The organism is Microcoleus sp. PH2017_09_SFU_O_A (genome assembly GCF_020738625.1).
Classification (GTDB): domain Bacteria; phylum Cyanobacteriota; class Cyanobacteriia; order Cyanobacteriales; family Microcoleaceae; genus Microcoleus.
The window spans coordinates 1-13523 of the sequence record NZ_JAEQCF010000114.1; the positions used below are offsets into that span (position 1 = coordinate 1).

Genomic DNA, 13523 nt, shown 5'->3' on the forward strand with positions numbered 1-13523 from the left:
ATCTTGACTCCAGGCAAGTCTAATATATAGTCTAAATAAAAGTCCATGACAGTAAATGTATTGTTTGTTACATTATACACCATAAAGTCAGGAGAGCCCTTTTTTCCAGATTGCTGTGCTGCGACAACAGCCAGCACACGTAAATTATAATCAGAAGACCAAGACCATAAAAAGCAATCAGAAAAACGCCGAGTACAAGTAAAAACCAATACCATGATGGAACAGATGTATTAATCGCATATGTTTTTGTGAGGTCAGCCACTGCAACAGTGGATATATTCCGTATTTGATATACCGTATTGTCAAATACGAGGGTATTATTAATCACCTTTAACAAAGATGTCTCAATCGGTATATTTTTTTTGTCCGAATCACTGTTCCCTTGAGGCAATAGTTGATGCAGTTGTGATTGGATCGACTGATTATATGACATAGGGTATTTTCCTTAATTAACGTCATTGGTAGTATTCCTCAATCAAAAGCTTCCTCTAGTCTTTCAAGTTAGACCGTAGAGGTGTTACAGCGGGTTGCAAAGTAACCCGTTTTGTCGAGAATATACGCAATACTGCCACTCATACGTGTTGTAAAGTTGCACCCTGCTTAATCAAGCATAACGAATTTGGCTTTTGCATCCTCAAGCTTGGTCTATTCCTTCAAAGTAAGGCGTGTTCCAGAATACTTAGCGCGGTCATTACTGGTATGGGTCAGTAGTGATTTGTATAAGATTTACCCTTTCAATATCAATTTTTGTTTAAGAGCTAAATTTTGTCAAGTCGGAAAAAGTCATTTTTGGTAGATATTTTTATCTCAACTAAGCCATAAAAAACCATATTTAGTTGATCAAAACCTATAAAGTCATATTTAGTTAGGTTATAATCGATGGAAATCCTTGTATAAACCAGACCAATGGACATCGAAGAAGTCTTACAAATTGCCAATCATTTGACTTTTACTACAACTGGCCAACAATTAGACAGTCTGCAAAAAGCTATTTTACGCGGTGCTTGGGATAATCAAAAATATAGGGAAATTGCCCAGCGCAACCATCGCTCAGAAAAATATATTAAAGAGGTTGGCTTCAAATTATGGAAATTACTGTCAGTTGCATTAGAAGAAGACGTGACTAAGTTGAATTTTAGATCTAGGTGGGAGAAATGGATAGCATCTAATATTTCAAATTCTGGGAACTGTGTACAAATTGGTAATGGTAACGTCAATGTGTGTGGAGAAACTTTGCAATCTTCGGAAGTTCCACAAAGCAATCGCCCTCCTATAACCCAGAGAATACTGAACCTATAATCTGTCAAGACTTAGGCGACGCACCAGAACCCAACTTATTCTATAACCGCACATCCGAACTCTCCACCCTCGAAAACTGGATTTTAACCCGCACCCGTCTCATCACCATATACGGCTTATCCGGTATTGGCAAAACTGCCCTAACTCTCCAACTAATCCCACAAATTCAACACGAATTCGATCGCATTATTTACCGCAGTTTCCGCAACTCCCCACCCCTGGCATCACTCCAAACCGACTTAATTCAATTCTGTAGGGGCGGTGCCCCCGTGCCCGCCCCCTCCCCCGAAGAAAGGGCAACCACGGGGGGATTGCCCCTACTAGAATATCTGCGATCGCACCGCTGTCTGATCGTACTCGATGATATCCAAACCATCTTCAGCAGCCAACAACTCGCAGGCCACTACCAACCAGGCTATGAAAATTACGGCACATTCTTCAAACAAATAGCAGAATCATCCCACAACAGTTGCCTAATCCTACTGAGTTGGGAAAAACCCAGAGAAATAGCCGCCTTAGAAGGCGAAAACCGCCCCTGCAAATCGCTGCAACTCAACGGTTTAGGCACGGAAGCACAAGAAATATTCAGAGAAAAAGGTTTAGCAGAACCGGAGAAATGGTCAGAACTAATCGACCTTTACCGAGGCAATCCCTTATGGTTAAATATAATTGCCACATTGATTCAAGACTTATTCGGCGGCAGCGTTTCCGAATTCTTATCCTATGATACCCTATTCTTAGGTGACTTAGAATCACTATTGGAGCAGCAGTGCGATCGGCTAACCGAACCAGAAAAACAAGTGATATCCTCGTTAGCTAGTGAAGCTGCACCAGTTGAAATATCAAAAATTTCAGCCCATCTCGAATTATCCCCATCAGCATTATTACAAGCTGTGCAATCCTTGGGACGGCGTTTATTAATTGAAAAAGTGAAACAAGGTCAGAAAACACTTTTCACACTCCAGCCTGTATTGATTGAGTATCTGAAAAACCAGCATTAATAACTGACTGAGTTGGCGATTAACTAAATCTATCAATAAACATATCGGGAGTAATAATTTCTACTGTCCTAAAAGGATTTAATATCAACAAATCCATATCCCCCGTAACAATTATATTGGCATTACCACTAACAGCCAACTCTAAAAACTTATTATCTTTTTCATCTCGACACACTGCGATTTTTTCGGTAATAGAGACTAACTGAGAAGAACTGATAAATTTCAGCAAAAATACCTTTCTGTCCTCTAAAGAAAGATACTTGTTAAACTTTTGACGATTCAGAACTTGCTCTAATTCTTTTAAAGTCGCTTCAGAATATAAAATTATTCCTTGTTTTTCTGCCAATTCGATCGCCCAAAATGGTACTGAGGTTTTAAAAAGCAAAGCACTGATTAAAACATTAGTATCGATCGCAAATCTATTCGTCATTATCGGCTAAAATCTCCTGTAATATTTCTGGTGTCAAGCCGCGCTGTTGTGCTTTATCAGAAATTTCTGCCATTACCTCTGTTAAAGTTTTGTTGTGTAAATTTTCTCTCAAAAACAATTGAATGATCGAGCTTAACTGTTTCTGAGTCTCAGGAGTAGCCCCTTCAAACGCCTTCTTAATATCTTCATCAACTTGAATTGTAATTGTTGTCATAACCCTTAAAAGATAAAAAGTTAATAAGAAAACAATTTCTTGCTTAAATTTATTGTATCACAGGGTGTGAAGTTCAATTTCTAGGAAGACCCCATATCCCTCAGCTTGCGCCATGCTATCAGCCAAATCTGCCTCAATGCGCTTACGTGCGATTCACGCTCGGGATAGCTTCGCCGATCGCACATCCGAACTCACCAGCCTCAAACTGTACTATACTATAGAGCGTCCCACTGGCGACCATCGCTCACGAGCATCCCGATCGCACTCCGATGCAGAGTAAATCTAAAATCTAAAATCGACTAATCTATTACTTACTATAATGAAAATTGCCACCTGGAACGTCAACTCAATTCGCATCCGCATAGAACACATTACTAACTGGTTGCAAACCAACCAAATCGACGTTCTCTGCTTGCAAGAAACCAAAGTTACAGACAAAGACTTTCCCCTGCAACCCTTCCTCGACATCGGCTACAACTGCTACATCTCCGGTCAAAAATCCTACAACGGCGTCGCTATTTTTAGCCGATCGCCCCTGTCACAAGTCAGCGCCGGATTTGCCCCCATTCTCGGCGACGCAACCGTCGGCAGCTTCGACGAACAAAAGCGCCTCATAGCCGGGGTTATAGACGATATTTGCATCATTTCCGTATACGTTCCCAACGGTTCCGAGGTTGGTTCCGAGAAGTATCAATACAAACTGCATTGGCTCAAACTGCTGCAAGAATACCTGAAAATAGCACTAGACAAATCGCCCAACCTGTGCATTTGTGGCGACTTCAACATCGTACCGGACGATCGAGATATATACAATCCCAAAGCTGCTGCAAACTCCGTTGGCCTATCAATACCCGAACGCCAAGCATTAACAGAAATCACCGAATTAGGATTAAACGACCCCTTTCGCAAATTCACATCAGAAGGCGGACATTATAGCTGGTGGGACTACCGCGCCGCCGCATTTCCCCGCAACAACGGCTGGAGAATCGACCACCATTATCTCAGTTTGCCCTTGTACGAACAAGCAAAAAACTGTACAATAGACATGGCTCCCAGAAAATTAGTTAAACCCAGCGACCACGCCCCCGTAATTGTCGAAATTTGATTTATCAGTTATAAATAGGACTAAGGCAAAAGAAACCCGGTTTCTACCATAAATCTTAGGTTGAGCAACGAGAAATTCAAGAAACCGGGTTTCTAAAACCCTAGGTGATGCTTGGCAAAAGAAACCCGGTTTCTAACATAAATCTTAGGTTAAGCAACGAGAAATTTAAGAAACCGGGTTTCTAAAACCCTAGCTTCTTTCTTCTTCCTTCTTCTATAACAACCAACACCCAAAAATCATGTTCTTAGTAACTGGAGCAACAGGCCCACTAGGCCGCCGAATAGTACGAGAAATCAGACAGCAAGACAAACCTGTCCGCGCATTTGTTCGCCTCGCTTCTCGCTATTCAGAACTAGAAAACCGAGGCGCCGAAATTTTTATCGGCGACTTGAAACAAGACAAAGATATCAAAAAAGCTTGCCAAGGAGTGCAGTACATCATCAGCACCCACGGCACCGGCGGCGACGTTCAAGCAGTACACTACCGCGCCAACATAGAACTGATCGACTGCGCCAAAGAAGCCGGAGTTGAGCACTTTGTATTTCTTTCTGTACTGGGAGTCGATCGCGGATACGAAGATTCAGCAGTATTCAAAGCCAAGCGAGAAGTCGAAAAATACCTGCAAAACAGCGGATTAAATTATACCATTTTGCGGCCAGCCGGTTTCGCTTCGAGTTTGCTGCCCCTAGCAGAAAGATTTCGAGAAACCGGACTTTACCTGCTGATTGGCGACGGCAAAAACCGCACCTCTGTTGTCAGTACCGACGACTTAGCAAAGATTTCCGTAGACTCGCCAACAGTAGAAGGTGCGCGCAACCAAATTTTACCAGTCGGCGGCCCCGATGTGCTGACCAGAGACGACATTGCCCGCATTTTTGGCCGCTTATTCAAGCGCGAACCGATCGTAATTAACCCGCCAATGGTTGTCTTTGACGGATTGCGAAATGCCGTGGGTTTATTGAACCCTCAAGCTCAAAAAGGCTTGGGAACTTTGCGGGTATTGCTGGCTAACGAGTTTTTCTGCACTCCCGAAGAAGTCCAGCACTTAGAATCTATTTACGGCATGAGAATGGAATCCCTAGAAAGCTTTTTGCGGCGCAATTTGAGCGTTTAAAAGACTCGTTCGCAGTTGCGCTTGTTTCTCGTTACCAGGCAGAGCCTGGTAATGAATATCCAGAGGCTCTGCCTCGAAATTGCTGCGGAATATCCGATTTACTTTAACAATCGGGATGACAGGATTTGAACCTGCGACCCCCTCGTCCCGAACGAGGTGCGCTACCAAGCTGCGCTACATCCCGAAATTAGTCAATAGATTTTTATGATATCACATTTTTAAGTCAAAACTTAGCAACCTCCTAGTATAATGTTTTGTAAAACACTACTCAGACGGAGGCAGGCGTGACAGTTAAGCCCCAGTGGTTGCGAGTTAAAGCCCCCCAATGGGAGCGCGTCGGCAACGTCAAAGAAATTTTGCGGGATTTATCCCTGAATACGGTTTGCGAGGAGGCGTCGTGTCCGAACATCGGCGAATGCTTCAACGCAGGTACTGCTACATTTTTGATTATGGGGCCGGCTTGTACCCGCGCCTGTCCTTACTGCGATATCGATTTTGAGAAAAAGCCCCAAGCTTTAGATCCGACGGAACCCCAAAGATTGGCGCAGGCGGTGCAGCGACTCAAACTCAATCACGTTGTGATTACTTCTGTTAACCGCGACGATTTGCCGGATGGGGGCGCGTCTCAGTTTGTCGAGTGCATTCAAGCTGTACGATCGACAATGCCCGATACAACTATAGAAGTTTTGATTCCCGACTTGTGCGGCAACTGGCAAGCTTTAGAAATTATTCTCGCAGCCCGGCCCGAGGTACTCAACCACAATACCGAAACCGTAAAGCGACTTTACCGCAAGGTGCGGCCGCAAGGAAAGTACGATCGCACCCTGGAACTATTGCAACGCAGCCGCGAACTCGCACCTGGGGTTTACACCAAATCCGGGATTATGGTGGGACTGGGAGAAACAGATGCCGAAATTCGCGAGGCGATGCAGGACTTGCGGGCTGTTGGCTGCGATATTTTGACCGTGGGACAGTACCTGCAACCGACTCAAAAGCACTTGAACGTTGAAAATTTTGTGCCGCCGGAACAGTTTGATGCTTGGAGAGAGTTTGGCGAATCTTTGGGATTCTTGCAAGTTGTCGCTTCTCCCTTAACTCGCAGTTCCTATCACGCCGAACAGGTGAGAGAATTGATGAAACTTTACCCGCGCTAGTAATTTAAGTTTAACTGAACTGGCGCGAGAGAGAATGATTGTCACTCAAACTCGATCGCGTAACAGCATTGTTAAACAGTTGACAGTTGACAGTTGACAGTTGACAGCGAAGTGATAAGAACGGAGATTTAAACTCCGCTCTTATCACAATCTGCCGACCTGAGTAAGGGCTTCAAACCCATGCTATTCGGTGACAATTTAACCTAGGGAAGCATTTGCTCCTCAGCAATTATACTTACAGCTTGCTCTAATTTTGGGTGAAAAACTGAGATTTAGGCGATCGATATAGCTGCAAGCTTCCCTAACGTCCGGAGTGCCATATCGATCGCCCCTCGCCCCCAAATTGCGAATTTTACACTCCTAAAAAAACAGTTTTTTCGGTAATCTTACTGATTGACAAATGCAATGCCATTCTTAACTTTTCACCAATAGGTAACGGCGAGGAAAAACCTACGCTTTCTGTGCCAGCGGGAGTTCAAAAGACCCGGTTTTTGATGCCGATCATATTGGGTGAGGTTAAATGGGAAGCCCCAGCCAACACCAAAAAAGTTATAGATCGATCGCCACATCCAACTCCCAACCTACGCCAAATACATCGATTAACCGGGTTTTTTCCTGGAATTCCTGGGTTGAAATGCCGAATTTTTGTCAGGAAACCCGGTTTTTCCCTTAACTGCCAACTCGATAAGGGAGACTCAAAAAACCATGAATCTCATATGGTGCAAGGGATTAAGCTTCCTGTGAGCTGTGGGGTATTTAATCAAGAACCCCGAATTATATAAAGTTTTATTAAAAAAATCCCTATTTTGGCGAAGTGATCGGGAACGAGGTTATTGGTGATGAAGATTAACTTAACTTCTGACCTTGGTCACTTGTTTATAGCCAGTCTCTATCTATACTAGCTATATAAACAAAGAAGTACAACGCACTTTTCGGGGCTTCAAACTGTTACATCAGAAAGTTCTTAGCGTTTTCCCGAATCTTGGTAAAACAAGTGGGGCAGCCAAAGCTCGATCTCTCCAACAGCACAAAAGTCAGAAAAGTTAGTAAAGAAACAAACAGCGGTGATGCTTCGTCTTAACAAAGTGGGCATCATAATTATAAATAACCGCTAAGCGTAGCATCTTTTCACCCGGAGCCATTGAGAAAATCACTATGCCAGCCACCTCTTTTTACGCTCAAGCTGAATTCGACGAACAACTGCGAGTCAATCCCTTGCAAGATGTAGATGTGTTGGATGAAGATGCTGAAGAAGCTGGAGACGAACCCATCGACCAAGACTCAGCAGAGACTGAAGATGCAGACACAGCATCCAAATTGCAAAAAAACGCTAGCCGCCGCACTACAGATTTAGTGCGCCTGTACTTACAGGAAATCGGTCGGGTGCGTCTCTTGGGTAGAGACGAAGAAGTCTCCGAAGCTCAAAAAGTTCAGCGCTACATCAAATTGCTGGAATTGCGCAACACCGTCGCTTCCCAGGAAGAAGGGCTGATTCAAAGCTTCGTGCATTTAATAGAAGTGCGCGATCGCCTGTCTGCACAATTGGGACACAAACCTTCCCTGGAACGCTGGGCATTAACCGCAGGCATCAGTGACGTGCCAGAACTCAAGCGAATTATGGCCGAAGGCAAGCGCCAGTGGGCAGAATTGGCCGAGATGACGGTAGAGGCGATCGAAAAAATTCAAGCTGAAGGCATCGAAGCTAAAGACCACATGATTAAGGCGAATTTGCGCCTGGTGGTTTCCGTGGCAAAAAAATATCAAAATCGCGGTTTAGAATTGCTCGATTTAATACAAGAAGGTACTCTCGGACTGGAACGAGCTGTCGAAAAGTTCGACCCGACACGGGGCTATCGGTTTAGCACATACGCCTACTGGTGGATTCGCCAGGGAATCACGCGGGCGATCGCGACTCAAAGCCGCACCATCCGCCTCCCCGTCCACATCACCGAAAAACTTAACAAAATCAAGAAAGCCCAGCGCAAAATATCTCAAGAAAAAGGTCGCACAGCTACGATCGAAGATATCGGCGTCGAATTGGACATGACTGCCGCTCAAGTTCGGGAAGTATTGCTGCGAGTTCCTCGCTCTGTTTCTCTGGAAACTAAAGTGGGCAACGAAAAAGATACAGAGTTGGGCGACTTACTCGAAACCGACAGCATCTCGCCAGAAGAAATGCTGATGCGAGAAGCTCTGCACCGCGACTTGCAACAATTGTTGGCAGATTTGACTAGCCGCGAACGAGATGTTATTCTGATGCGCTTTGGTTTGGGCGACGGACACCCCTACTCGTTGGCAGAAATCGGTCGAGCTCTGGACTTGTCCCGCGAGCGAGTCCGCCAAATTGAAGCCAAAGCTTTGCAAAAACTCCGCCAACCCAAGCGTCGCAACCGCGTGCGCGACTATCTTGAGTCTCTGACTTAAATTAGCTGGTGTGCATTTACTGACAAATAGGGTTTAAGGCTTCGTCCTTATAGGACGGCTTTCATCATAGGGTATGTATTGTGGATGCGCGAGATCTAAAAATCCGGTCTCAACTCTAGAATCCCAAAACAATCCTATAGGTTGAGGCATCAACCTATAGGGCTAGGCAATATCAAACAAGCGATGCTTGCTTTGTCTGTTTGAATCCAGAATCCCGATTCCTCAAGGTTCGGGAGTATGTCAGTGTATTGGTAATGTCCGTTTCTGGATCTAGGTAGAAGGCAGAAGACAGAAAGCATAAAGCAGAAGAAAAAATTATTACTTCTACACGATTTCTCTGTCTAATTACTAGAAACACGAATATTGGAGTATATTGGGGTAAGTCAATAGATCGGCTTTGCAACTTGATTTGAAAATCAGAGTTCAACAAACATCTCAGGTCGAAAGATGCTAAAACCTCAAAAAGGATTTTCCATTGCCACTAAGTCAGTCAAGGCGAAATTGCTTCGTTCTGGTTTTGATATGCAGCCAACTAAGGCAGCCTATAACGAGATAGTTCATTTCTATTTCCTACTAATTGCCGAAGCTCCTCAAGGCATCCTGACAAAAGAAAATGGAGGCTGGCGTTACTACGAGCTACTCACGGCTAATCATCCTTTCGTAAAAGGCTTTCCTTCTGGGATGAAGAGAGCAGCCATCAGGCAAGCAATTGGTGCTTATAAAAGCTGGAATTCAACCTATCAAAAATGGTTGAATCGCCCAAAAAGGCTCAAGCACCACAAGCCACCGCTCCATCAAGGAGCGTTTAACTTTAACCCTCAGTACGATGCTGGGATGTGGAAAGAGGATGATGGTTTTTCTATTGTTCTAAAGATGCTGGTAGGCGATTCATGGAAGTGGATAAAACATCAGTATCAATGCCCTGACGTTCCGACCCAATGGGTAAAAGGCTCCCCTAGAGTGCAGGTTCAAAACGGTTCTTTGTGGATAGTTTTTCCACTTGAAAAATACGTTCCTGCTACGGGTGGCATCAAAGGAATCATGGCAAAAAGCACGTTTCGGACCTGCGGAATTGACATGGATCTCGACAAGTTCATCGTCATTGCTAGCATCCTAGAAACCAACGACAGAGGCGAAACGACTGAAGTCGCTAGACATTTCATTAACCAGTCGCGTCATGTAGCTCGTAGGAAGCGGAATCTAGGAAATATCGCCATCAAAATGGGCAAAACGGGAATCATTTCCCGTGGCTTTGCTAAAAAAGCATGGGACTCTTTATCTGCTGTGGAAATTGAATATTCAAGAGCCGTATCCCGCGAGCTTGTTGAGTTGGCCAATCATTGGCGGGCAAATGTGATTAGCTTTGAGCATCTGGGAAATTTGCGACCCAAACGCGGGAAATATTCAAGACGCTCAAATCAAAAACGTGCTTACTGGTTGAAAGGCAAAATCTATGAACAAGTCAAACGAATTGCTTATCAAGATTATGCAATTCTCACAACTCGCGTTAGTCCGATGAATACGAGCCGTCTTACCCCTTGGGGCGAGCCTGTCTGGAGAGGATGCAAATTCCCTTCAAGCCCGACTGAGTTTGATAGCTATCGACCGGGGGCTGCATTAGTAGCAACTGTGGATGGGTACAAAGCTCATAGTGGTTTAAATGCCGCTCGTAATGTGGCTCTAAAAGCAATTAAGCGCCATCTTTCAGAGGTGATGCTTCATCAAAAAAGCCTACAGCAGTAATGCTTGAGGTGTGCAATTAAACTAGAACGGTGTTTGGCGACTACCACTTTAATTGTACGAGGCTTGGGTAAACTGCCTAAAAATTCCTTTCCACTACGCTCTATTTGGTTGGGCTAGCCCCACAAACTGAAGGAAGCGACTACGGAGGAGTTGAAAAAGTGAACTATAGGTGGAATGTTGTGATTTATTCCAATTTACTCCAATTATGGGTTACTCTAAGGCTTTATGGTATGTGTGCCGTCAAAAATTATCAAAAACTAAATTTTTACCCCAAGCTTTTTTCAATAAGCTCGCATATTTGCAAAATATCTCGATCGCTGTGTATGATTGTCAATAGGCAGACTTTCTTGAGAGGGTCACTATGGCACTTTACACCGCGTCCTCATTCAAATCCGAACTCAATGACAAAGGCTGGCGGATGACTCCCCAACGGGAAACCATCTTGCACGTGTTTCAGAACCTCCCCAAAGGCAACCACCTGAGTGCGGAGGATTTGTACACTTTGTTAAAAAATCGTGGCGAAAACATTAGCTTGTCCACCATTTACCGAACTTTAAAGTTAATGGCAAGGATGAGCTTGCTCCGCGAACTCGAACTAGCTGAAGGTCACAAACACTATGAAATAAACCAGCCTTACCCGCACCACCACCACCACCTAGTCTGCGTTCAGTGCAACAGAACGATCGAATTTAACAACGATTCGATTTTGAAAATTGGGATGAAACAAGCTGAAAAGTCTGGGTTGCACCTGCTAGACTGCCAGTTAACGATTCATACGGTGTGCCATGAAGCTTTGCGGATGGGATGGCCGTCTTTGGTTTCCAGCAATTGGTCTTGTCCGAGGTCGATCGCCCAGAATGGCAACAGTGCCCCTGATGCAATCGAGTGAGAATACACTATTTTCGCATTTCAAGTACGGCTGGTTAGAATTATTAACGAAACTCGGCGCAAGTGTGATTCGCAGTTACGCCGAAACCGGGTTTCTGAAGGAAAATATATCATTTCCAGAATGAGTCGGAAACCAGAAACCCGATGGCTTTGACGTAACACCCGCAAGTCCGCTGCTAAAAAGTTTGGCTCAACAAATCCTTGCTGCTCACCCCGTAACTGCGCTGAGCTCGATCGAGCGCGTCTTTCGTCGGAGCATCCAAAACTCCGGTGACGGAACCCGTGTAAAAGCCGAGGCCTTGCAGCCGCGTTTGTAATTGCTGAATGCTCGATCGAGAATTGACACTGCTGCTAATCGGCACAGCAGGAACAGTAACTCGCCCAGCTAACCCCTTTTGGATTGCGGCCAAAGTTGCCGGAGTGGCAATACCCGTAGCCGGGGACAAATTGCGCTCGCGTTGAAAGGACAGCACCGCCCACTCAGTCTCGGCTCCAAATACTCCATTCACCGGGCCAGGGTTTTTCCCCAGACTTCTGAGCGCAGACTGAAGCTGTCGGACACCAGGCCCAGTATCCCCCCGTCGCAGACCCGTTGCGACGGGCTGCTGCGGCTTTGCAGCCTGCTTGTTGGCTTGTCTCAAAGCCGATCGAGTGCTGCGATCTACTGTGCCAGTCCCGGACAGCCCGCTATCTCTCTGAAATCCGATCAAAGCTTCTTGAGTTGGTCGATCGAACCAACCGTGAATCTGGCTCCTGTAATAACCCAATTGTTGCAGCCGCCGCTGCAACAATTCTACTTCTCGACCTGTGTCGCCCAAATCCAGAAAATCTCCAGCATTATTACTCTGATCGTCATTTTCTCCTGGATATAAAGTAATTTCAGCTTCCCTCATCTGGGCATCTATCGCCTTCAAAGTAGCAGTGTCAGCGCAGCCGTCAGAAACCAGATTGAAATCTTGCTGAAAACGAGTCACAGCGTAGAGAGTGCGTTCGCGAAACTTGCCGTCAATGCCGCCCTCAAAATAGCCTAAAGCTTTTAACTGCCGCTGGATCAAGTCTACCGTCGCCCCTCTGTCGCCGAACCGCAGCCCCTTGCAACCGCCATTTTCCGAAATATCAGGAGGAGTAACGGGGGGAGTTGGCCTGGTGGAAGCAAACAGCAAGGCTAAAGTTTGCCTGTCAGCAACTCCAGTCACCCGCAGTCGATTAATGCGCTGGAAGTATCTCACCGCATTGAGAGTAATTTCGCGAAAACTCCCTGTGGGATGCGTGTTGAAGTAGCCTAGCTCTTTCAACCTGCGCTGGAGAGTGGTAACATCTGCACCCGAGTCTCCATAACGCAGCTCGTTATAGCTATAGTTTGTATAAGTAGTTTTAAAAGATCGATCGTCCTCGTCTAAACTGTTGAGCGCTATCACCGTAGATCGATCGGGCTTACCAGTCAGCGACAGTTGATAGTCTCGTTGAAAGTTAGTCAGAGCTTGTTTTGTTACCGGGCCGAGCTGACCAGTAGAAGATCTAGGAAAATAGCCAAGATCCCGCAATCTGTCTTGAACAGAGCGCAAATTGGGATTTCCTGGATCTATTTGAGCAAAAGCCGAACCGGCTGCGCTCAAAACCGACAGCATCAAAGCCAGAGACAGCAAACGGACATAAGTCTGAGTCGATAGGTTTTGCCACTTGGGAGGATCAAAAATTTTCAACTCTTGTGCGGGTGCTTCGCAAACAAGAGCAAGTTCGAGGTAGGCGAGAGATTCCATAAATTTTTAGTGTGAAATTGTGGCTGTGATGTACGAGCAAACTCAAGCTGAGCTTTGGGTTGCTCAGGATCTATCAAGACTAAGTTTTACCTGTTTGCGCGAAGCACCCGTGTTAAAAAAAAATGCCTTCAAAAATAATTACAGGTAACAACCACGATAGCATCGCTGTTTCGAGAGACGCGAGTGTCAGGAAAATAGTTTGCAGCCACATCTTAGCCTTGCTGAGGGAAAAATGACCAGTTTTTGGCTATTATTGGCTAAAAACAAAATTTTGTATTAGAAAAATATTAGTTGTTGACCAAAGAGCGAGACGCAAGCCCCTGGCTTTAGACATGGGGATAAGTCGGTAGCGGTTTCAACCGCCTTCTGTATTTAACAAAGCTTAATAAAG

General features: G+C 45.2%; 13 protein-coding genes and 1 tRNA gene. 9 read left to right on the top strand and 5 right to left on the bottom strand.

Annotated elements, in window-relative coordinates; all coding sequences use genetic code 11:
* Positions 1-215 (bottom strand): hypothetical protein (locus tag JGK16_RS29685; protein ID WP_293193520.1); only part of this gene is annotated, 215 nt, incomplete at its 3' end.
* 691 nt (positions 216-906) lie between these two features.
* On the opposite strand from JGK16_RS29685, the gene JGK16_RS32850 reads away from it, so the two are divergent.
* Together JGK16_RS32850 and JGK16_RS29690 are read left to right on the top strand one after the other, a co-directional pair.
* Positions 907-1299 (top strand): hypothetical protein, encoded by a 393-nt coding sequence (locus tag JGK16_RS32850; RefSeq protein ID WP_366517186.1) that lies wholly within the window; start codon positions 907-909, stop codon positions 1297-1299.
* The gene (locus JGK16_RS29690) at positions 1221-2300 is read left to right on the top strand and encodes an NB-ARC domain-containing protein (RefSeq protein ID WP_366517187.1); all 1080 of its coding nucleotides are present in this window, start codon (positions 1221-1223) and stop codon (positions 2298-2300) included. Before JGK16_RS32850 ends, JGK16_RS29690 begins: the two co-directional genes overlap by 79 nt.
* 19 nt (positions 2301-2319) lie before the next feature.
* Here the strand turns inward: JGK16_RS29690 and JGK16_RS29695 are convergent, their stop codons facing one another.
* Together JGK16_RS29695 and JGK16_RS29700 are read right to left on the bottom strand one after the other, a co-directional pair.
* Positions 2320-2730, bottom strand: a complete 411-nt coding sequence (locus JGK16_RS29695) for a putative toxin-antitoxin system toxin component, PIN family (RefSeq protein ID WP_293193521.1) — start codon at positions 2728-2730, stop codon at positions 2320-2322.
* A complete protein-coding gene (locus JGK16_RS29700; RefSeq protein ID WP_293193522.1) occupies positions 2720-2944 on the bottom strand; it encodes a hypothetical protein in 225 nt (74 codons plus the stop codon). The genes JGK16_RS29695 and JGK16_RS29700 overlap by 11 nt, the downstream gene beginning before the upstream one ends.
* A 112-nt stretch (positions 2945-3056) precedes the next feature.
* Between JGK16_RS29700 and JGK16_RS29705 the strand changes: the two genes are divergently transcribed.
* The 3 genes from JGK16_RS29705 (at position 3057) to JGK16_RS29715 (ending at position 5163) form a co-directional block, all read left to right on the top strand.
* Positions 3057-3224, top strand: coding sequence for a hypothetical protein (locus tag JGK16_RS29705; protein ID WP_293193523.1), 168 nt, complete (start codon positions 3057-3059; stop codon positions 3222-3224).
* A gap of 39 nt (positions 3225-3263) precedes the next feature.
* Positions 3264-4049 (top strand): exodeoxyribonuclease III, encoded by a 786-nt coding sequence (xth, locus tag JGK16_RS29710; protein ID WP_293182924.1) that lies wholly within the window; start codon positions 3264-3266, stop codon positions 4047-4049.
* A 238-nt stretch (positions 4050-4287) separates the two neighbouring features.
* Entirely contained in the window at positions 4288-5163 is an 876-nt protein-coding gene (locus JGK16_RS29715) for an SDR family oxidoreductase (protein WP_293193524.1), read from the top strand.
* A gap of 110 nt (positions 5164-5273) precedes the next feature.
* Here JGK16_RS29715 and JGK16_RS29720 read toward each other — a convergent pair.
* Positions 5274-5347, bottom strand: a tRNA-Pro gene (locus JGK16_RS29720).
* Positions 5348-5447: 100 nt separating this feature from the next.
* On the opposite strand from JGK16_RS29720, the gene lipA reads away from it, so the two are divergent.
* From lipA to JGK16_RS29740, 4 genes are all read left to right on the top strand, one after another.
* Positions 5448-6317: a lipoyl synthase gene (lipA, locus tag JGK16_RS29725; protein WP_293193525.1), complete on the top strand. Its 870-nt coding sequence runs from the start codon at positions 5448-5450 to the stop codon at positions 6315-6317.
* 1155 nt (positions 6318-7472) lie between these two features.
* A complete protein-coding gene (gene sigC, locus JGK16_RS29730) occupies positions 7473-8741 on the top strand; it encodes an RNA polymerase sigma factor SigC (protein ID WP_293182930.1) in 1269 nt (422 codons plus the stop codon).
* Between the two features lie 447 nt (positions 8742-9188).
* Entirely contained in the window at positions 9189-10484 is a 1296-nt protein-coding gene (locus JGK16_RS29735; RefSeq protein ID WP_293182933.1) for a hypothetical protein, read from the top strand.
* Positions 10485-10845: 361 nt separating this feature from the next.
* Complete coding sequence (locus JGK16_RS29740) at positions 10846-11373, top strand: transcriptional repressor (RefSeq protein ID WP_293147815.1); 528 nt, start codon at positions 10846-10848, stop codon at positions 11371-11373.
* 175 nt (positions 11374-11548) lie between these two features.
* Here JGK16_RS29740 and JGK16_RS29745 read toward each other — a convergent pair whose 3' ends face one another.
* Positions 11549-13132, bottom strand: coding sequence for a peptidoglycan-binding protein (locus JGK16_RS29745; protein ID WP_293193526.1), 1584 nt, complete (start codon positions 13130-13132; stop codon positions 11549-11551).
* Between the last annotated feature and the right edge of the window lie 391 nt (positions 13133-13523).